This is a genomic window from Roseovarius sp. A46, from assembly GCF_004126395.1.
GTDB lineage: Bacteria > Pseudomonadota > Alphaproteobacteria > Rhodobacterales > Rhodobacteraceae > Roseovarius > Roseovarius nitratireducens.
This window is the reverse complement of the sequence record NZ_PVWS01000023.1, coordinates 1-21277: the sequence shown is the minus strand read 5'-3', so window position 1 is coordinate 21277 and position 21277 is coordinate 1. Positions and strand designations below refer to the sequence as shown.

Below are 21277 nucleotides of genomic sequence, written 5' to 3'. Positions count from 1 at the left end.
AGCTATAGCGCCCCGCCGCGCCCGGCAAAACCGCTTTGGCGCGGGCGGCGGGGCCTGACCGGCAAAAATGCCCGGATCGGCGCGGCGGGGCACACGCCCCACCGCCTCTTCCTGGTGCAAATACTCCTTACCCGGGCGGTGCAAGCGCCCCGCGCGCGGGGCCTCGCCTCACTCCGCCGGGATCGCCTCCGGCTCCACGCCCAGCGGATGCGCGATCTTGTCGAGCATCTCCCTCGGGCACAGCTGCACGAAACGCGGCAATTCGCGGTCCCAGTATTGCAGGATATCCGCCGCCCGTCGCGATCCGGTCTCGGCCAGGTGCCGCTCGATCAGACCCTTGAGTTCGTCCTGCCAGTGCGGCTCAGTCACCGGGCAGGCGACCAGCGTCTCGCCGTTGACCAACGCGGGCGCGCGATCCTCGGGATCATAGATATAGGCCATGCCGCCGGTCATGCCGGCGCCGAAATTGGCCCCGATCTCGCCGAGGATCACCGCCACACCGCCGGTCATGTACTCGCAGCCATTGCTGCCGCAGCCCTCGACCACCACGTGCGCGCCCGAGTTGCGCACGGCAAACCGCTCGCCCGCGCGCCCCGCCGCAAACAGGTATCCGGCGGTCGCGCCATAGAGCACCGTGTTGCCGATGATGGTGTTCTCGTGCGCGACCAGCGGGCTCGCCATCGGTGGGCGCACCACGATGGTGCCGCCCGACAGGCCCTTGCCCACGTAATCGTTGGCGTCGCCGCTGACCTCGATCTTCAGCCCCGGCGCGGCAAACGCGCCCAGGCTCTGCCCCGCGCTGCCCGACAGCTTCACGGTCAGGTGGTCGGGTTGCAGGCTGTTGCGCATCCCGAAGCGGCGCACGATGTGGGATGAGACCCGCGTGCCCACCGTCCGGTGCGTGTTCTGCACCGTGTAGTGAAGCTGCATCTTCTCGCCATCCTCAAGGAACCGCGCCGCATCGCGCACGATCTCGGCATCCAGCGTGTCGGGCACCTCGTTGCGCGCGCGCGTGCGGTCATAGCGGACGTCCTTGGCCCCATCCACGGTGATAAGCATCGGGTTGAGGTCCAGGTCGTCCAGATGCGCCGAGCCGCGGCTCACCTGCGTCAGCAGGTCCGCCCGCCCGATCACCTCGTCAAGCGACCGCGCGCCGATGCTCGCCAGGATTTCCCGCACCTCCTGCGCGTAAAAGGTGATGAGGTTCACCACCTTGTCCGCCGTGCCGGTGAACTTGGCGCGCAAATCCTCGTCCTGCGTGCAGACGCCCACAGGGCAGGTATTCGACTGGCACTGGCGCACCATGATACAGCCCATCGCGATCAGCGCGGCGGTGCCGATGCCGTATTCCTCGGCCCCCATCATCGCCGCCATCACGATGTCGCGCCCGGTGCGCAGGCCACCATCGGTCCTGAGCGTCACCCGCCCCCGCAGGTTGTTCATGCTCAGCACCTGGTGCGCCTCGGTCAGGCCCATCTCCCACGGCAGCCCGGCATACTTGATCGAGGTGGCGGGGCTCGCGCCCGTGCCGCCATTGTGTCCCGAGATCAGGATCACGTCGGCCTTGGCCTTGGCCACCCCGGCGGCAATCGTGCCCACGCCCGACTGCGCCACCAGCTTCACGGTGACCTTCACAGTCGGATTGATCTGCTTCAGGTCATAGATGAGCTGCGCCAGGTCCTCGATGGAATAGATATCGTGATGCGGCGGCGGCGAGATCAGCGTCACCCCCGGCGTCGAATGCCGCAGCCTCGCGATCAGCTTGGTCACCTTCATCCCAGGTAGCTGCCCGCCCTCGCCGGGCTTGGCCCCCTGCGCGATCTTGATCTCCAGCTCCTCGCAATGGTTGAGGTACTCCGCCGTCACGCCGAACCGGCCAGACGCCACCTGCTTGATCTTGGCGGAGGGGTTGTCGCCATTGGCATCCGGCGTGAAATGCGCCGGGTCCTCGCCGCCCTCGCCACTGTCGCTGCGCGCGCCGATCCGGTTCATCGCGATGTTGAGCGTCTTGTGCGCCTCCGGGCTCAGCGCCCCCAACGACATCCCCGGCGTGACAAACCGCTTGCGGATCGCGGTGACACTCTCGACCTCCTCGATCGGCACCGCCTCGCCAATCGGCTTGATCGCCATCAGGTCGCGCAGATGGATCGGCGGATTGGCCTGAAGCGTGGCCGAATACCGCTTCCACAGCTCATAGCTCGCCTTGTTGCAGGCCATCTGCATCATGTGCATGGTCTGCGCGCCCCAGGCATGGGTCTCGCCCGACTTGCGCGCCTTGTAGAAGCCGCCGATCGGCAGGATATCCTGCCCGCCTCCGAAGGCGCGGCCATGCACCTCCTCCAGCTTGGCCTGGATACCGCTCACGCCGATGCCGCTGATCCGGCTCACCAGCCCCGGGAAATACTCGGCGCACATCGCGCGCCCCAGCCCCACGGCCTCGAAATTCAGCCCGCCGCGGTACGACGACATCACCGAAATCCCCATCTTCGACATGATCTTGAGAATGCCCAGATCAATCGCCGCGCGATAGCGCGCCACCGCCTCGGTGAGGCTGCCCTCGATCAGGCCCCGGCGGTTGCGATCAGCGATGGTGTCCTCGGCGAGGTAGGGGTTCACCGTGGTCGCCCCCGCGCCGATCAGCACGGCGAAATAATGCGGGTCGATGCACTCCGCCGACCGCACGTTGAGGCTGCAAAACGTCCTCAGGCCCTTGCGCGTCAGGTGGGAATGCACCGCGGATGTCGCGAGGATCATCGGCATCCCGATGCGCGCCTCGCCCAGCCCGTGATCGCTCAGCACGATATGCCCGATCCCCGACCGCACGGCATCCTCGGCCTCGGCGCGGATACGCTCCAGCCCCGCCTGCAACGCCCCCGTGCCGGGCGCAAAGGTGCAGTCGATCTCGGCCACGTCCGCATCGAACGCGCGGATCATCTCCTGCCACTGCGCATTGGCCACGAACGGGCTTTCCAACACGATGATCTCGGTCTGCGCGCTCGACTCGTCAAGCACGTTCTTGAGATTGCCAAACCGCGTCTTGAGGCTCATCACCCTGAATTCGCGCAGGGAATCAATCGCCGGGTTGGTCACCTGGCTGAAATTCTGCCGGAAGTAATGGCTCAGCGGGCGGTATTGCCGCGAGAGAACAGCGGCAGGCGTGTCATCGCCCATCGAGGCAATCGCCTCCTTGCCGTCCTCGGCCATCGGCGCGAGGATCGATTCGATCTCCTCGATGCTGTAGCCCGCCGCAATCTGCCGACGTCGCAGGTCGCCCCCCTCAAAGAGCGGCGCCTCGGTCACGCGGGCAAGCACCCCATCAAGCTCGTTGATCTTGCCCACCCACTCGCCGAACGGCTGTGCTTCGGCCAGCCGGTTCTTCATCTCGGCATCGTGGAACAGGCGGCCCTCGGTCATGTCCACCGCGATCATCTGCCCGGGGCCAAGCGCGCCCTTCTCTCGCACGCTCGATTCGTCCACCGGCACCATGCCCGCCTCGCTCCCGGCGATCAGCAGCCCGTCACCGGTCACGACATAGCGCATCGGCCGCAGCCCGTTGCGGTCGAGCCCGGCACAGACCCAGCGGCCGTCGGTCATGGCAAGCGCGGCAGGGCCGTCCCACGGCTCCATCACGCTGTTGCAGTAGGAATACATGTCGCGCCACGCCGCGGGCAGGTCCTCGGCCTGCTTGGACCAGGATTCCGGCACCAGCATGGTCTTGGCCATCGGCGCCTTGCGGCCCGCGCGCACCAGCACCTCGAACACGGCATCCAGCGCCGCGCTATCCGACGATCCCTGCGCCACGATCGGCTTGATATCCTCGGCCATCTCGCCAAAGGCCGACGACGCCATGCGGATCTCGTGGCTCTTCATCCAGTTTAGATTGCCCTTCAGCGTGTTGATCTCGCCATTATGCGCCAGCATCCGGAACGGCTGCGCCAGCCACCATTGCGGGAACGTGTTGGTCGAATAGCGCTGGTGATAGATCGCGAAGGCGCTCCTGAACCGCTCGTCCATCAGGTCGGGATAGAACACCGCCACCTGCTCGGCCAGCATCATGCCCTTGTAGATGATGCTGCGGCACGACAGGCTCGCAATATAGAGCGCGCCGACGCCCGCCGCCTGCGCCGCCTTCTCGATCCGGCGGCGAATGACATACAGCTCACGCTCAAAGCTCTCCTCATCCAGCCCCTTGGCGTCCGATATCAGGATTTGCTCGATCTCGGGCCGCGTCGCGTTGGCCTTCTCGCCCAAGCAGGAGACATCGACCGGCACATGCCGCCAGCCATAGATCGTGTGCCCCATCCGCAGCACCTCGGTCTCCACGATGGTCCGGCAGCGCTCCTGCGCGCCAAAATCCGTGCGCGGCAGGAACACCTGCCCCACCGCTACCAGCCGGTTCTCGTTCGGCTCGTGCCCGGTGCGCCGGATCTGGTCATAAAAGAACGGCACCGGGATCTGCACATGGATACCCGCGCCGTCGCCGGTCTTGCCGTCGGCATCCACCGCGCCGCGGTGCCAGATCGCCTTCAGCGCGTCGATCCCCGCCTGCACCACCTTGCGCGAGGGTTTGCCGTCGATGCTGACGACAAGGCCCACGCCGCAGGACGAATGCTCCTCCTCATGGGCATACATGCCATGCTCGGCCAGCCAGTCGCGCTTGGACTCTTCCTTGGCTGCCCAGTTGCTATCGAAATCCGACATCGCGATTACTCCTCATCCTGCGCCGGGGCGCATCCGTTTAATTCCACTCTAGGACCCGTCCGGCACCGACCGTTCCGACGCCTCGTACTCGGCCCGCGTCATGCGCTTGTGCCCGCCCGCCAGCACGACGCTGGCAAACGCCTGGTCCACGTATATCTCGTGCGACAGGGGCAGCCCCCGCGCACCGTCGAACAGCCCCGGCATCAATTCGTATGGCCCGTCATCGTCCCTGATCCAGAGCTGCGTGCCGCACTCCGCGCACCATGCGCGCTCGGCGAATGACGACGAGCGATAGCGCTGCACCGGACCCGTCACCTCGACCGCGTCAACCGGTGCCTCCAGCACCCACATCGCCGCGCCGCTCCAGCGGCGGCACATGGAACAGTGACAGGCGCTGATGGCCGCAGCATGGGACCGAACCGTGACCTTTACGGCCCCACAGAGGCAACGCCCTGTCAATTCGTCCGACTCTGGTTTCCTGGCTTCACCCATTTGGGTCACTTGTCCTGTCCTTTTTGGAACCGGTCCTGCATCCTCACCAATCCGTTGCAGCACCGTCACGCACCCGCCTCGAACCTTGCGGTTCGCGGCGTGAACCTACAGGTTCATTCCGCCGCAATGGCCTGCGCGGGGCGCAGATCGTCGAGGATCGCGGCCGCCGCGTCGCGCCCATCGCGGATCGCCCAGACCACGAGGCTCGCGCCGCGCACGATGTCGCCCACCGCGTAAACGCCGTCCAGAGCGGTGCGCCCGGTGGTGAACTCGGCCTTGACCGTGCCCCAGCGTGTGACCTCCAATTCCTTTTGATTCCAAAGGGTTGGCAGGTCTTCAGGTTCGAACCCCAGCGCCTTGATGACCAAGTCGGCGGGCGCATCCTCGACCGCGCCCTCGATCGGCTCGGGGCTTTGGCGGCCCGTCGCGTCCGGCGCGCCAAGGCGCATCTTCTGCACCCGCACCGCGTTCACCGGGTCGCCCGCGAAACCCACAGGCGCGCTAAGCCATTCAAAAACCACGCCTTCTTCCTCGGCATTGGCCACTTCACGTTGACTTCCGGGCATGTTGTCACGGTCGCGACGGTAGAGGCAGATGACTGATTTCGCGCCCTGCCGCACGGCGGTGCGCACACAATCCATTGCGGTATCGCCACCGCCAACCACAACTACTTGTTTCCCCTCGGCATTCAGCTCGCCGCTGTCGAACTCCGGCACGCTGTCGCCAAAGCTCACCCGATTGCTCGCCGTCAGGTAGTCGATGGCCCGCACGATGCCCTGCGCCACTGCGCCCGGACCATCCAGATCGCGGCTCTTGTAAACCCCGGTGGCGATCAGTACCGCGTTGTGTTTATTGCGAATTTCGTCAAAGCTTATGTCCGTCCCGACATCGCAGTTCAGCACGAATTCCGCGCCACCCTGTTCAAGCTGTTCGATCCGGCGCATCACCACGTCCTTCTCCAGCTTGAAGCTGGGGATGCCATAGGTCATCAGCCCACCCGCGCGGTCGGCGCGGTCATAGATCGTGACCTGCACGCCCGCGCGCCGCAGCACGTCGGCAGCCGCGAGCCCACCAGGGCCGGAGCCGATTATCCCAACGGATTCAACACGTTCAGAGGTGGGAGAGATGGGTTCGACCCAGCCTTCCTCCCACGCGGTGTCGGTGATGTACTTCTCCACCGCGCCGATGGTGACGGTCCCGTGGCCCGCCTGCTCGATCACGCAATTGCCTTCGCACAGCCGGTCCTGCGGGCAGATGCGTCCGCAAATCTCCGGGAAGGTGTTGGTCAACTGGCTGAGTTCATACGCTTCTTTCAACCGCCCCTCGGCGGTGAGGCGCAGCCAGTCGGGGATGTTGTTGTGCAGCGGGCAATGCGTCTGGCAATAGGGCACGCCGCACTGACTGCACCGCCCGGCCTGCTCCTTCGCCTTCGCATCGGCGAATTCGGCATAGATCTCATGGAAATCCTGCCTGCGCGCCTCTGCCGTCCGCTTCTCAGGCATATCCCGCCCGATCGACACGAATTTCAGCATGGGTTGCTTCGCCACGTCTTCACCTCCCGGAATTCTGAGAGCGCCCTTTTATACCATATGCCAAAGCATGAAAAGGCAGTATTGCTGACATATATTAAGAAATATAACGCCACCGCTCGGTTCTGGAGGCGATTCTTAACACTTTTAGGTCCGATTCGGATATATTATTCGGGTTGTCATTGAAACTCAGGCGCTTATACGGGCCGCAGGCTGGCCCGGGACCCGTTCGATGACGCTGTTTTCGCTCTTTCTGCTCGCGATCATCCAGGGCGTCACCGAATTCCTGCCTATTTCGTCCTCGGCGCATCTCGCGCTTCTGCACCAGGTCAACGGCAGCGGCGAAGAGGATGTCGCTCTCGACGTGGCGGTGCATCTGGGCTCGATTCTCGCCGTGATCGCCTATTTCCACGCCGAATCCTCCGCCGCCGGGCGTGGTCTCGCCGACCTCCTGCGCGGCAGACGTCAAAGCACTGACGCACGACTGGCCCGCAACCTTCTGCTCGGCACGGTACCGCTGGTGATCACGGGGGCTGTTATCGTGATCATGGGCTGGGAAGACGCACTGCGCGACACCCGCGTGATCGGCTGGACGATGATCGTCTTCGGCATCCTCCTGTGGTGGATCGACCGGGTCGCCCCGCAAACCCTGCACGCACCTGACTGGACCATTCGCCGCGCGCTTATCATGGGGCTGTGGCAAGCGCTGGCGCTCATCCCCGGCGTGTCTCGCTCTGGCATCACCATCACCGGCGCGCGCGCCATCGGGCTCGAGCGCCGCGACGCCACGCGGCTGTCGATGCTCATGTCCATCCCGGCAACGCTCGCCACCGGAGCAGTGCTGGCCATCGACCTCGCGCAGGCCGATGCCGGGCTTGATCTGCTCGGTCGCGCAGCGTTCGCCGCGCTGTTCGCTTTCGCCGCGGCGTGGTGCGCGCTGTGCGTGATGATGCGCTTTCTCGACCGGGTGAGCTTCACGCCATACGTGATCTACCGGGTTGCACTCGGCGTGGTGCTGCTAGCCCTCACTTATGGTTGAGGAGCGTTACGCCTTGAAATTGCTGGCGGATTCGTGGATTGCCTCGTATTGGCCCGCAGGCCGGAACCGCCACAGGTAATCGGGCAGAACCGCCTCGGGTGCCACCGGATCGATCCCTAAATCGGCGAAGGTCCGCGCGCCCACGCTCACTACGTTGTCCACCCGCAGGCTGCGCACCTGGTCGCGCGTGATCTGCGGCGGCACGAAGCCGAACGTGATCGTTTCCACGAATTCCATCACCGCCGCCATAACTGACGCGATCCCGAACGGGATTCCGACGATCAGACGGCGCCGGCGTATAACCCCAAGCATCATCTTCATCAGCTCGCGGAACGTGGCCACCTCGGGCCCGCCCAGCTCGTAAATGCCCGGCTCCACCGCGCCCATGGCAGCCTTGGCCGCCGCGTGCGCGACGTCATCCACATTGACAGGCTGAAACCGCGTGTCGCTTCCGACGACCGGGATCACCGGCGACAACCGCGCCATCCCCGCGAACCGGTTAAAGAACTGGTCCTCCGCCCCGAAGATGACCGAGGGCCGCAGGATCACCGCCTGCGGAAAATGTGCAGCGATACCGGCCTCTCCGGCGGCCTTGGTGCGTGCGTAGATGCTTGCCGAATTGGCGCTCGCGCCGATGGCCGAGAGGTGGACGAGCTGTGCCACGCCCTGCTCGGCGGCGATGCGCGCGATCCGCGTCGCGCCCTCGTCCTGTACCGCGTGGAAATTATTGCGCCCGCCACGGTCGAAGGTGCCCACGCAATTGACCACAGCATCCGCGCCCAGCATCACTGCGCGCACACTGGCATCGTCACGGATGTTGCAGAACACCGGCTCCACCTGCCCGGGCACGCCGTAGGGCTTGACATGCATCGCCTCGTTGGGACGGCGCACGGCAACCCGCACCCGCCAGCCCGCAGACGCCATGCGCCGCGCAATATAGCGTCCTACGAAACCTGATCCGCCATAGATGGTGACGAGCTTGGACATAGGGGCCTCCGGGCTGCGCATGATCCCCTCTTTCCTAACGTCGCCGCGCCCGCCCGACAAGACGATAACGCCTGCGGGCCAAATCGCGCGAAATCGCCGTTGACACCCGGTCGGGCTGCGTCTAAATGCCGGCGGCACGACACCTGCCCAGGTGGCGGAATTGGTAGACGCGCTGGCTTCAGGTGCCAGTGGCCGCAAGGCCGTGGAGGTTCGAGTCCTCTCCTGGGCACCACCCGTTTCATCCATACACGATCATAAACGGATAAAACCATTCAAAATCAGTGTATGTACCTGAATCTCTGAATATCGCGGCTTGTCATGTGTGCGTAAAATCGCGCATCCTTTTACGCACAAATTACCCACGTGCGTAAAAATGGCCTCCATCACGAAACACACCAAAGGCTGGCGAGCACAGGTAGCGCGCCGAGGCGTTCGCAAGTCCATGGTGTTCCCGTCCAAGCAGGAAGCCAAGGACTGGGCCGCTCGGGAAGAGTACCAGATCATCAACAGCGGCAAGATCGCGGCGGCGATGAGCCTGTCCAGCCTGTTCGACCGATATGCGCGAGAGGTGTCCCCCCAAAAGCGTGGTCACCGCTGGGAAGAGATACGTCTTCAGCGCATGGCGCGTGAGATCGGCCACCTTCGCCTGGGCGACATGGAAGCACGCGACGTCGCTGCCTGGAGAGATGCCCGGTTGCGTGACGTGGCACCCGGCTCTGTACGGCGTGAAATGGGGCTCCTGAGCTCCGTCCTGCGTCAGGCACGGGAGGAATGGGGCTTGATGCGAGACAACCCCATGAAGGGGGTTCGCAAGCCTGCGGAACCGGCCCCCCGTGACAGGCTTCCATCCGATCATGAAATCGAACGCATGGCCCGTGTCGCGGGCGATGATCTGTCTACCCTCACGGCCCGGACATTTCATGCTTTCCGATTCGCCTGTGAGACAGCGATGAGGGCGGGGGAGATCGTGGGGCTGACCTGGGATCATCTGGATCTGGATACCCGGGTTGCCCATCTTGCGAAAACCAAGAACGGATACCCCCGGGATGTCCCGATGAGCAAGGCGGCGGTCGCGCTGCTGCGCGCCCTCCCGAAACGCGATCCGGTCTTCGGGCTATCCTCGCAGCAGCTCGATGTCCTGTTCCGAAAGATCAAGGACAAGGCCCAGGTCGAGGGGCTGACCTTCCACGACAGCCGGGCCCATGCGTTGACCAAGCTTTCCAGGAAAGTGGATGTACTGACGCTGGCGAAGATCAGTGGCCACCGGGATCTGCGCATTCTTTCCAATACTTATTACCGCGAAACTGCGGGAGATATCGCGAAGCGCCTGGATACTTGACAACGCCCGCACATTGCAAACGAACTACCAAAACCAGTCAAGCCAATGCCCTCTTTGCGAGAGGACGATTACGCCGCTTCCCCCACTTTTTTCCTGTCATCAAACCAGGTTAACGAGGACGAGCAGACCATTGCTATTTCAAGCGATCTTTCCATCGGAATGCTGCCGGTCAAAGCACACCCTACCGTCAAGGTTACTGCGGACTCTGAAACACGTCAGCTGAGAACGTTGCACACAACGATCCGTTTGCCACGATCAATCTCGATTTTGCGAAAAAGATCGCAAAATACGTGACTTCCTTCCTTGTCAACGGTTTGCAGTCCGGCAAAGACACGGCTTCCACCAATTCGACCTCACGGCGGCGCTTCTTGAACTGCGATGGGGGGCAACACATGATTTTCTGTCTCCTTGAAACTATAAGAGGACGGCAGGGCATTCCGGGAGCAAAGGTGTCTCTGGCTATCTCTACCGGATGCAATTCTTCAGTAGTTTCATGAAGCAATACTTTGCGCGCCAGAATATCAATTATCTCATCCTTGCCATCCGAAAACGGATTAAAGACCCCTTGTCCTATCATCAAATCCTGAACGGCAATACTCTTTCCGTCAGGGCTCGTTTGAATTTTGGTTCCGTACGTGAGCATGATCACACTCGTCCATGAAACTACCTTCCCAGCAGACGAACTTCATATCCTTTCAGAACCGTCCGTGCAGTATCTCCGTAAACATCGAGGCCCGATTCTTCAAATAGCTCCAGGAAAAGATAGGCAAGCTCCTGCCGCACTTCCTCATCGAATGCATTGACGCCTTGCTGCCCAGGGTGAAAGCTCTCTGTCCAGATGCCATTCGACAATATCACCTCATGATTGTCGAAGAGAAGATGGTAGTAGTGGACCTTTTTGCAAGTGACTGTCCTGATACCTTCACGACTCACAAGGTGTTTCACAGCTACCAGGGCTTCGCTTGTCGCAAACAGCATGTCTAGATTGGCGCCATTCAGAAGGACCCGGTGGTTTGGCGACAGCCAAACAGCGCTCTCGTTGCCATTTAGAGCCCCGGGATCAATTTTCACCGGGGCCATGTTATCAACACCATCCACTTGGCGGGAGCCGATCCAGCGGATCTCCTGTATGCCATTGTCGCGGCTGATTACCTTGTCGCCCACCTGCAGGTTCTCGACCGATACCAGACCGCCGATGGTTGCGATTTGCGTCCCCGCCACGAAGCATGGGACATTGGTGTTGTCAAAAGTGAACTCGTCCGGGTCTACCGGTGTTCCGCCATCCTCGATGGTGAGATCGATATCTCCGATCTCGCCTGAATAGTCGACTCCATCAATCGTTCCGTCAACAACACCGTCTTCGGCATCCGCCCGCAGCATACCCAGCGCAGAGCCGAAATCGTTCGAAGGGTCAGTGTCGGCATCGTTCACGGCCTGCAGCGTGGTCTCGTTATAGAAGCCACTCAGATCCACGAAGTTGTTATTGGTCTGGTCACCGTCGTCAGTGGACCCGGTCTGATCCAGGAAATCCGTGATCGTGTCCGACCCATCACCACTGTTGTAGATGAACGTATCGTTGCCCTGACCGCCTGTCAGCGTGTCATTGCCCTGACCGCCCGACATGGTATCGTTGTCCGCGTTGCCGAACAACTTGTCGTTGCCGGAGCCGCCATAGAGCGTATCCTCACCCTGGTCACCGTAAATCTCGTCATTCCCGGCATCGCCGTATAGCAGGTCGTCGCCAGGAACGTTCAACACTTCCCCTGACTTGCTGGACTTGCCGCTCTTGCTGGACTGGTCGGGAAGATCCCCACGATCCCCGTAGATCGTATCGTCACCACCGCCGCCAAAGACCTCGTCGTCTCCGCCATACCCGTAGATGAGGTCGCTGCCATCGGTGATCTCATCGCCCTGAACGTCGGTAAAACCGACGTTCATCGTGTCTCCGGAAGCAGTCCCATCAACCTTGTCGTCACCCTCTTCGGACTTGCTGCTACCGGACATCTCGAAACTCCTTCACCCAGGCCGATTGAACGAACCGCACTCCTCTGAACACACGGGTTTCTGCCAAAAAAATATGTCGAATTTTTGCGAGAGCCGCGCTAACTTTTCGCAAGCAAACCCTAAAACTGCCCGATTCTCCAATAAGAAGAAAGCGTTGAGCAACCTTGTCTCGCTGTGGCCGCTCTGGTTGGAAACAATAGGGGTGAAACAAGTGCTACTGGATCACGTTTCGGTAAAATCCGAGGGTAAGTATTGGCGCGGTGCCACCGGAAGCCGGGCGATGGAGTGGTGTTCTGAGCAAGGAATTACACTCAAGTCGACCGAATCGGTTCGCCCCTGGTCAACAGTCTGGCGTGTCACCGACATGACGGGTCAACCCTGCATACTGAAGGCGAACGCGTTCGTTCGGCCCGGCGCCGACCGAATGCACGCCACGCTTTCCAAGACTCTTGGGCCATCTGCGCCCGCACTGATTGCCTCATGTCCCGAGGAGGGGCTGTTTCTCTTCGAAGATGCAGGAATTGGAATGGTCGGGACGGCTGAGCTTTTGAAAGTTTACGGTCGGGCACAGGGCATATTCTCCCGAGACACAGCAGCCCTGGAGGCGATTCCAGATGTGAGCGCGATGGACGTCCTCGAGCATTTCAAGGCGCTGGCAAACGATTCCGACGGCAATGCGGTGAACAATATCTTGATGCATTTAGAGACCGAGGATCTGCGGAACCTGCGTCTTAATCTCGACGCCCATGGGGATGTCCTGGCAACGCTCGCGGCCCGCATCGACGCATTTGAGCCGACCGTCAACCACTGCGACCTGATTTCCCAGAACGCCGCGCGGCGCAACGATGGCAGTGTCTGCATCATCGATTGGGACGATACGATCCGCTCGGCCCCCGGCTGGTCGCTCATTTCGTCTTTCTCGGGATGTTTGCGTGTCTACGCAGCTCTGAGAGAAACCAGCCTCTACAAGGACGAGGCACAGAAGGACGCCGACCTCTTCCGGATCGGCACCTACATCAAGACCCTCGTTGAAAGCTCGGCCTACACACACCGCGACCTGCTCGAAATCATTCCCATTGCTGCTATCTTTGGCACGTTGCGAGAAGCAACAGCGCTCACGCCATTCGATCTCAATGTCGGACCTCGGGGCATCGGTCGTGCTGGGCGGATCGCCAAGCGACTTGCTCCTCGCGTTCGCCAAGTGTTTCGCACGGCACTATTGGTATCGACCGCTGAGCAGCGTGGGCTACAGCTTCCGACCCGCATTCTTCCCGTTGCGGACATGGCAGACGCCTAGGGGTAATGAAGCCGTACCCGACCGACAACGAGAAGACGTTTCAAGGGGAAACCGTGAAATCGAAGACAGTTCCTCGGATGCCCATCGTCGCGTTGGGAGTACGGATGGCATAAGCGGATTTGTCGCTGTTCCCACTGAAAAAACGAAACGCGCCCTGTACCGCATTGACGGTAAAATTGCTTGCCGTATCCGAACTGTCGAACAGGATCGTTTCGATCACAAGTTCGGAGCTTGAGCCGATTGCAATCTTCGTTTCGTCTCGAAACCTCAACTGGACCTGTCCGGAAGAGCCCGTCCTGATGACATCACCCAAATTTATGGACTGACCTTGCTGAAGAGCATTTTCCTGCCCGTCACGGGTGATCGTAGCTGTTTGCTCAACATCAAGCGCCTCTCCGACTGCCTGCGCCGTAACTACGCTTGGCATAGTCGTCATTACAACGATGGCGATCGCTTGCTTCAATGACATTGAGTAACTCCTATGTGCATACTCTGCCGTTAAAGTCGGGTTCAAGTCAAGAAATGTCTGGATCAACCCGGCACTTCGCCGCGCTAAGGACGGGGGTGAAGAAGCTGATATTCATGAACAGCCGCTGTGACCGTTGGAAGGGAGGGAGAATGCGTATCCGATTCCGTGCACCGTTCGGATGTAGTGGGACCGGCCTTCGGGCACCGGCAGCTTGCGTCTCAATCGGCTCACAATGCTATCGACGGCGCGATCATAAACCTCCCAGTCGCGTCCCTTGATCGCGTTCATCAACTGGTCACGATCAAGAACCTGCCCGCGCCGGTTCAGAAGTGCAACGAGCAAATTGAACTCTGCTGTGGTCAGTTCGATCTCATTGCCATCTGGCGCGAATAGAAGCCGGGCCCCAAGGTCAAGTCTGTATCCATCGAACGCGATGGCGTTTTCTGTGTCCGTCGCATTACCCGAGGCCGGGCCGACTTCGTCCTGGGCTGTCTTATTTTTCTGCGTTCGGCGCAAGACGGCGCGCACGCGCGCTGCCAGCTCGCGCATCGGAAACGGTTTTTGGATATAATCGTCAGCACCAATCTCGAGGCCAACGATACGATCGGTGTCCGCTGTGCGCCCACTCAAGATAATGACACCACAAGCCGGGTTTCGCGACAGCTCTTGAATCAAGGACATACCGTTGCCGTCGGGTAGCCCAAGGTCGATGATGTAGATGTCGAACGCTTCGTCGGCTTGCTTGTCCCGGAACCCGGAGATCGTTCTGACAGTGCTTACGTCATACCCGTCTCGGGACAGGGCATGATCCAGCAATGAGGTGATTTCATCCTCATCATCCAACACCAGGACCTTTGGCCGTAGCACGAGCGGCTCCTGTTAAGTAGCGCAGCAAAACCTAGCCAAAAGTATACTCAAAATCCCCCAAATTGATATAGGCGTATGAGCCAACAGCACCATATCCCTTGGAATAGGGTGCACGTATTCGCCAGCGCAGTTCAAAGACGCGTCTTCTCTCTGGCGTCAACGGCACTCTCCCGCCGCGCGCCCGCTGAAGCGCGCACGCAGCGGTTGCAGAGAATGGTTGGCGTTGCCAAGCCACCGCGGTATCGGCAGCGACTCTACGAGCTAAGCATCCAACTGCTCTCGCAGGCGCCGCGCAAGGTCTTCGCGGCGATAGGGTTTTGGCAGGAGCTCGACATTCTCGTCCAGTCGGCCTTTGTGCAGGGTCACATTCTTCGTATAGCCAGACGTATAGAGAACCTTTAGATCCGGGTAAGCGGCCCTCGCCGTACGGGCCAGCTCTGCGCCATGCATGCTGCCCGGCATGATCACGTCGGTGAACAGCAAATCGACACTCGGGTCCTGTTCCAGCAAAGCCAGAGCCTCATCGGCATTCTCGGCTACCGAAACGCGATACCCAAGAGCCCGAATCTGGGCCTCGGCGTGTTGACGCAGGTCGGGATCATCCTCCACGATCAGAATGTGCTCTCCGCGCCCCGGGGGAACATCCTTCTGGGAGGGCGGAGAGACGGCATCCGTCTCTTCGTTCGCCAGCGGCAAGTAGATGTTTACGGTCGTTCCTTCACCGATTTCCGAGTAAATCCTCGCCTCGCCCCCGGACTGCTTCACGAACCCGTAGGTCGAGCTGAGACCTAGGCCAGTGCCCTTCCCTGCAGGCTTTGTCGTGAAGAACGGGTCGAACGCCCGCTGTTGTACATCCCTGGTCATGCCGATCCCATCATCTGTGACAGAAATAGCGAGGTAGCGCCCGGCTGCAAGGTCTGCGGCCTCGACTTCCGACGTGTCGTCAAAGATGCGGGTCGAGGTTTCCACGGTGATCGTGCCGCGCTCCCCGATGGCATGACGACTGTTGATCACCAGGTTCAGGATTGCGCTCTGTAACCGTGCCGGATCAATGAGCACGACAGCATCCTCGGCCTCCAGGGCAAAACGTAATGTGATCCCCTCTTCGACCCCCTGTCTCAACAGGGATTCCGACCGCAGGATGAGTTCGTTGACGTCGACCGGCACCGGCTCCAGCGGTTGGCGCCGTGAGAAGGCCAGCAGGCCATCCGTCAGGTAGGCTCCCCTCTCGGCGGCATTGAGGATCGCATTGGCCATTCTTTCCTGGCCCGGATCGGTCACGCTATCAATCAGCAATTCGGAATTGCCAAGGATGATGGTCAGCAAGTTATTGAAATCATGCGCCACGCCTCCCGTCAGGTGACCGATGGCTTCAAGCTTTTGAGAAGCTCGGAGTTTCTCATCCAATTCTCGCAATTCCGTCACATCTGTCATGCCAGCCACCATGCGTAGGGCCTGTCCCTCCGAGTTGCGAATGATGAACGCGCGGTCCTCCACGATCGAGTAGCCGGCTTGCGCATTTCTCACCCTGTACTCGGCACTCCAGGTCGACAGATCACTCTGGATGGCATCAAAAAGACTGTTACGTACCCGCTCTCGATCGTCTGGATGAATGCGGGCAATCGAGGCATCGAATGTCTGAGGTTCATCGCTGATATCGAAGCCAAAAACCTCCTCGTAGTTGTCGCTGAGCCAGAAAAGGCCGGTCGCGATGTCCCAATCCCAAATCACATCGCTACTGGCGCGGCTAATCAGGCGGAAGCGCTCTTCGCTCTCGAGAATACGTTCTTCATAACGCTTGCGGTCCGTAACATCGCGGAGCACTGCAACCCGGTACGCGATCTGCCCATTGCGATCTTGAATCGGGCTGGTGTGCGCTTCGAACCACCTTCCCCCACCCGACTTGGCGTTCACGAATACCTCAGCAGTGGCTGACGTGCCGGCGCTGATGGCACGCTGCAGTTCTGACACAGCCCGCCCGGAACGTTCGATGTCAACGAAGAACCAGGGTGACTGGCCGATCAGTTCCTCGGAATTGTAGCCGAGCTGCTTCTCCGTGGTGTTATTCGCGTAGATGACTTCTTGCTCGTCCCATTCACCCGTTCCGACCTTCACCACGGTCAGGATGTCGTCCACGCTTTGGACTGCAGATTCCAGCAATTTAAGCCATTGGCGTGCATGCTGTTTTTCGCTGTCATCGCGAAAATAGATCGCCAACCCACCTGGTGTCGGGTGGACATTCACATCCAGCCACCGTGAAAGGGCAGACACGTACTCGACCGACGATCGGCTCTCTCCTGTTTCGATTGCTTCCAGGCACTTGTGTTCGAAACTCGAGCCGCGGGCCGCAGGGAAAATATCCCAAAAGTTCCTGCCCTGCACGTGACTCGGTTCCAAACCGAACAACTCACTGCCACGACGATTGATGAAGGTGACGGTCCCAGCAGTGTCCAGTGTAACAAAACCGTCCCCGATCGAGGCGAGCACGCTCTGCAACTGAGCGTTCCGGCGATCAGCCTCCTCTCGAGCCGACACGAGCTCTGTGACATCCTGGATCGCACCCTGCACGGCGACAAGTTTGCCTGTTTCGTCGAATTGGGGTTCCCCAAGCGTTCGGACGGTTATCTGGCGACCATCGGCGGTGTTCATCCTGAAGATGTCATCGAAGGCTTCGCCGTTCTTGATGCAGGCGTCGAAGAGACGTCGCATGCGGTCACTATCTCCAGCGGCGTAGTACTCCACAGCCGCTGCCGGCGAAATTTTTATATCGGGCGGAAGGCCGCGGATATGCGCCGTCCCATCGGACCATATCTCGTGCTCATCACCAAGTTCATAGCGCCAGCCGCCGAAATTCGCCTTTTCCGCTGCCATGCGCACCAGCGCCTCGCGGCGCTCGGCCCGCGCTTCGGCCGCGTCTCTTGCGGCCTTGGCCGTCTTGAGTTTCGAAATGTCGCGGATCGTGCCGACGGCGTAGCGGATTTTTCCATCTTCATCTCCTACAAACTCGGCACGCTCCTCAATCCACTTGGTCAGCCCTTGAGGGTCTGCGAGACGGTATTCCAGTTCCAGAGTCCCTCCGTCGCGCCACCAGTCAGCGCGCAACTGCGCAACACGGTCCCCGTCATCGGGATGGATGTGAGCACGCAACACGTCCTCAAAGCTTTCTGTGGCAGCGATGGACGTGCCGAACAGCACGTCGCAGTTCTCACTGCAGAACGTGCGTCCATCACCCAAGTCCTGTTCCCAGCTTGCGATCTCGCCGACGTACTCTGCGCGAACGAGGTGTTCCCGAAGACGCCTTTCCCGACGGTAATATCCGAGAAGCTGGGCATGGAAGCGATCGCCGAAATATTTGGCCAGGGCCGCGCAGATGAAGACGAACAGCAGACCCTTAAGGGTTTGCACCAGCTCGAGATCGGCCACATCGCCGATACTCGCCACAAGCAGGTCACCAATAATGATCCAAGGGACTGAAAATAGTAGAAATATTCCAGCGAGCCATGAGCCGATCCGTGGCTCGGTTTCGTCGCTACGTCGCATCTGCTCCGCCATCGTCTCTCCAATATTTGTTGTTGGCGGCAGACGAAGCCTTCCCCCAAACCGCAGCGTGCCCCATCCACGAGCCACCCCAAACTGCGCCCGAGATTTCCACTATTCCAAGGAGACGGAAGAATACAGAGGCCTCTCAATCATACCAGCTAACCTTCCGAACGACAAATTTCGTTCGGCTGGCTTTCAGCTAAATGGTAGCGAACGACCTACGCCCTCCGCACCAAAGCCTTCCCGATTCGCGTAACCGCAACCCATTGCGATTGATGAAGATAATCCCACTCAGAACACGCCGTTCATCAGTGTGCCGCTTCCGGTCTGAACCTGCCGACTTGATATCTGGAAAACGAAAGACGATAGTCAGCCCTTCGCGGCCAGCTTGGATGCCAGCACCTCTCTCAAGTCTTTGGCACGTACAGGTTTTGGGAGCAGAAGATAGTCTCGCCTCGGACCACTTCCTCCCGCATCCTCCAGCTCTGCGTAACCGGACATGAGAATGACAGGAAGATCGGGAAACCTTTCCCGCACGCGGTCCGCGAGACCGGGCCCCTGTAAAGGGCCTGGCATCACCACGTCCGTCAAAAGTAGATCGAATTCCAAGCCGGAAGTCAGCCGCTCCAGAGCTGCCTGACCGTTTTCGACCGCAGTCACCTGGTAACCCATGTTCTCCAGCTGCATTAGGAGCGTGTTACGGACGTACTCGTCGTCCTCAACCATCAGGATCCGACCGGATGCGGTGGTTTGCGGTGCCGCTTCCTGTGCGCTGGGGGCCGACGATTGGATGTCGGTTTGCTTGAAGTACAGTTCGACAGTGGTTCCTGCGCCCGGCTCGGTCAGGATACGCAGGCCTCCATTCGACTGCTTCATGAAGCCGTGAACCATGGCCAGGCCCATGCCAGAGCCCGCGCCGACCTCCTTCGTCGTAAAGAATGGCTCGACAGCCTTCTCACGCACCTCAGGGGGCATCCCGTGGCCGGTATCAGAGACGCTCACGACGACATATCGGCCCGGTTCGAGATCAGCCTCAAGGACTTCGATGCTGTCGCTATCCAGCCTTCTCGCGGTGGTTTCGATCGTCAAACGGCCGCCGTTCGGCATCGCATCGCGCGCGTTGAGTGCGAGGTTCAGGAGCGCGGATTCGAACTGGGCCGGATCGACGCAGGTCTTCAAAGTGCCTTCGGCTTGATCATTCTCGACCTGTATGCTCTCGGGCAGGACACGACTGACGATCCGGTGCACGTCCGGCATCGTGGCGCTGATATCGAGGACTTCAGGCTTGAGCGAGGCGCGGCGCCCGAAAGAGAGAAGCTGCTTTGTCAGGCTCGCTCCGCGTTCCGACGCCCTGATCGCATCTTCGAGCAGGCGGAAAGCCCGCGCGTTCCGAATTTCGTCGCGGAGCATGTCGAGATTGCCCATGATGACAGCCAACATGTTGTTGAAATCATGAGCAACTCCGCCGACGAGTCGCCCGAGCGCCTCAATTCGCTGAGCTTCCATAACCTTCGCCTCGGCATTTTTGCGCTGAGCGATTTCGGCCTTCAGGGAGGTGACCGAGTCCTCCAGGCGCGCCGTGCGGAGTTTGACCGTACGACGTAAGGCGACGATCATTCCAAAGGAGAGCAACAGAACCACTATGACAGCCGCGACCGCCGTATGGAACCACTCTGGAAGCGCCGGGGCTTGCTGAGTGATCCAGCGCCTTTCGGCATTCCTGAAAGCCGAGCCGGGGGTTGTTTGCTGCTCGTAAATCGCCAAGTTCAGCGCTTTCAAGAGTAGGTCGGCACTTTGGGGCGACAATGCGAAGTGCAATGTTGAGACGTCAAACGGGATCGGAGCGACGCGAATATCCTCCCTCCTCCGAGGCTGTCTGGCGAAGAAGCTGTTGACTATCGCCGCATCGGCCTCACCGGACGACAGCCGCTGCACCGTTTCGTCCATGGAACCGACTTCGATCATACGCGCTTGGTCGAGGTCGGTACGAAGTCGATTCAGAAGGACTTCCCCCTGAATGCTGTCCTCGACAACCGCGATCCGCAGACCATTCAGATCTTCGATCGTATTCACGGACACCGAGTCGCCGACCAGGATTGAAGACCATGCGTAAAGGGCCGGATGGTCGACAAGTTTGAACCGGGCGTCCCTTTCCTCTGAGTGAGCCACATCGGGCATTAAGTCGATCTCGCCGAGCTCAAGCAGTTCAAGGCATTCGGCCCATTGGCAATCCACCCAAACGACTTGGTGACCAAGATCCTGGAGGATGGCGAGGGTGAGCTCAGGCCAGAAGCCCGAGGGCTCACCTTCTGCATCGCGGAATATCTTCGGCGCGTTTTCGTAAATGCCCACTCGCAAGGTCTCCGCATGACCGGGGACCGCCATACCGAGTGCAAGTGTTACTGTCGCAATCCTCATTGGTCTGAAACAGGCCGTCACCAACTTTGACGGACAGGTGACAGATTGCTTCAGGCGTCGGACGTTATTCATGAGGATCACGAAATCGGAAGCCCAGACTGCGCGGTGTTTACCTGCACCGGTTCACTCGCATCGCGCTGTCTTTCCAAGGTCAACGGAATCTTCTGACATCGAGGAAAACAGGCCAGCCGATCAAGCACACCTGCCAAGTTTTCCCCCTATCGCGCTGTCGCATCTAGGATGCGGATGTATGAAAAGAAAACGGCGATGCTCGCTACAACCTTAAGTTTGACATAATGGTTTAAAGTATGAACCAGCTTGCCCGGCAGATCAACTTTTGCGTTTTAGTTGGCCATGGATTCAATCATTTTGCAGCCCACAGGACTATGCTGGACAGATCGGGTGGTAGCCTACGCTCCCCTTCCCGGACAGACCTTTCCCAAGGCCTCTGCGAAGGGTGCGGACGTATACTGAACGACTACCGGCTGGCGCCGGTAGGATCAGCGATGTGCTGTTCCAGGTACTGAAGTACGATGTCTTCGGTGATGGCACCGTTAGTGGTTGAAAAGTACCCTCGCCCCCAAAACCGGCAGCC

At 60.3% G+C, this 21277-nt stretch carries 13 protein-coding genes and 1 tRNA gene; 4 read left to right on the top strand and 10 right to left on the bottom strand.

The features are described from left to right. Positions 1-168: 168 nt before the first annotated feature. The 3 genes from gltB to C6W92_RS12495 form a co-directional block, all read right to left on the bottom strand. Positions 169-4701, bottom strand: coding sequence for a glutamate synthase large subunit (gene gltB / locus C6W92_RS12505; protein ID WP_129433735.1), 4533 nt, complete (start codon positions 4699-4701; stop codon positions 169-171). A 48-nt stretch (positions 4702-4749) separates the two neighbouring features. After that, entirely contained in the window at positions 4750-5193 is a 444-nt protein-coding gene (locus C6W92_RS12500) for a GFA family protein (protein WP_129433733.1), read from the bottom strand. 113 nt (positions 5194-5306) lie between these two features. Continuing rightward, entirely contained in the window at positions 5307-6740 is a 1434-nt protein-coding gene (locus C6W92_RS12495) for an NAD(P)-dependent oxidoreductase (protein ID WP_206735529.1), read from the bottom strand. Positions 6741-6954: 214 nt separating this feature from the next. Between C6W92_RS12495 and C6W92_RS12490 the strand changes: the two genes are divergently transcribed. After that, the gene (locus C6W92_RS12490; protein WP_129433731.1) at positions 6955-7761 is read left to right on the top strand and encodes an undecaprenyl-diphosphate phosphatase; all 807 of its coding nucleotides are present in this window, start codon (positions 6955-6957) and stop codon (positions 7759-7761) included. A gap of 6 nt (positions 7762-7767) precedes the next feature. On the opposite strand, the gene C6W92_RS12485 is transcribed toward C6W92_RS12490, so the two are convergent. Beyond that, positions 7768-8748, bottom strand: coding sequence for a complex I NDUFA9 subunit family protein (locus tag C6W92_RS12485; protein WP_129433729.1), 981 nt, complete (start codon positions 8746-8748; stop codon positions 7768-7770). 145 nt (positions 8749-8893) lie between these two features. Between C6W92_RS12485 and C6W92_RS12480 the strand changes: the two genes are divergently transcribed. Both C6W92_RS12480 and C6W92_RS12475 read left to right on the top strand, forming a co-directional pair. Continuing rightward, positions 8894-8980, top strand: a tRNA-Leu gene (locus C6W92_RS12480). A gap of 141 nt (positions 8981-9121) precedes the next feature. Next, positions 9122-10087 (top strand): site-specific integrase, encoded by a 966-nt coding sequence (locus tag C6W92_RS12475; protein ID WP_129433727.1) that lies wholly within the window; start codon positions 9122-9124, stop codon positions 10085-10087. 193 nt (positions 10088-10280) lie between these two features. Here the strand turns inward: C6W92_RS12475 and C6W92_RS12470 are convergent, their stop codons facing one another. Together C6W92_RS12470 and C6W92_RS12465 are read right to left on the bottom strand one after the other, a co-directional pair. Then, positions 10281-10730, bottom strand: a complete 450-nt coding sequence (locus C6W92_RS12470) for a Hint domain-containing protein (RefSeq protein WP_129433725.1) — start codon at positions 10728-10730, stop codon at positions 10281-10283. Between the two features lie 20 nt (positions 10731-10750). Continuing rightward, entirely contained in the window at positions 10751-12091 is a 1341-nt protein-coding gene (locus C6W92_RS12465) for a Hint domain-containing protein (protein WP_129433723.1), read from the bottom strand. Between the two features lie 154 nt (positions 12092-12245). Between C6W92_RS12465 and C6W92_RS12460 the strand changes: the two genes are divergently transcribed. Continuing rightward, on the top strand, positions 12246-13388 hold the full coding sequence (locus C6W92_RS12460; RefSeq protein WP_164989231.1) for a phosphotransferase: 1143 nt from the start codon (positions 12246-12248) through the stop codon (positions 13386-13388). A 40-nt stretch (positions 13389-13428) separates the two neighbouring features. Here the strand turns inward: C6W92_RS12460 and C6W92_RS12455 are convergent, their stop codons facing one another. The 4 genes from C6W92_RS12455 to C6W92_RS12440 all read right to left on the bottom strand — a co-directional run bounded on the left by C6W92_RS12455 (position 13429) and on the right by C6W92_RS12440 (position 20616). After that, positions 13429-13857, bottom strand: a complete 429-nt coding sequence (locus C6W92_RS12455) for a FecR domain-containing protein (RefSeq protein WP_129433719.1) — start codon at positions 13855-13857, stop codon at positions 13429-13431. A 111-nt stretch (positions 13858-13968) separates the two neighbouring features. Then, positions 13969-14703 carry a response regulator transcription factor gene (locus tag C6W92_RS12450; RefSeq protein WP_241691154.1) on the bottom strand — a complete coding sequence of 245 codons (735 nt, stop codon included), beginning with the start codon at positions 14701-14703 and terminating at the stop codon, positions 13969-13971. 282 nt (positions 14704-14985) lie between these two features. Further along, positions 14986-18276, bottom strand: coding sequence for a PAS domain-containing protein (locus tag C6W92_RS12445; RefSeq protein WP_129433715.1), 3291 nt, complete (start codon positions 18274-18276; stop codon positions 14986-14988). Between the two features lie 357 nt (positions 18277-18633). Continuing rightward, positions 18634-20616: a transporter substrate-binding domain-containing protein gene (locus tag C6W92_RS12440; protein ID WP_164989230.1), complete on the bottom strand. Its 1983-nt coding sequence runs from the start codon at positions 20614-20616 to the stop codon at positions 18634-18636. Positions 20617-21277: the final 661 nt, after the last annotated feature.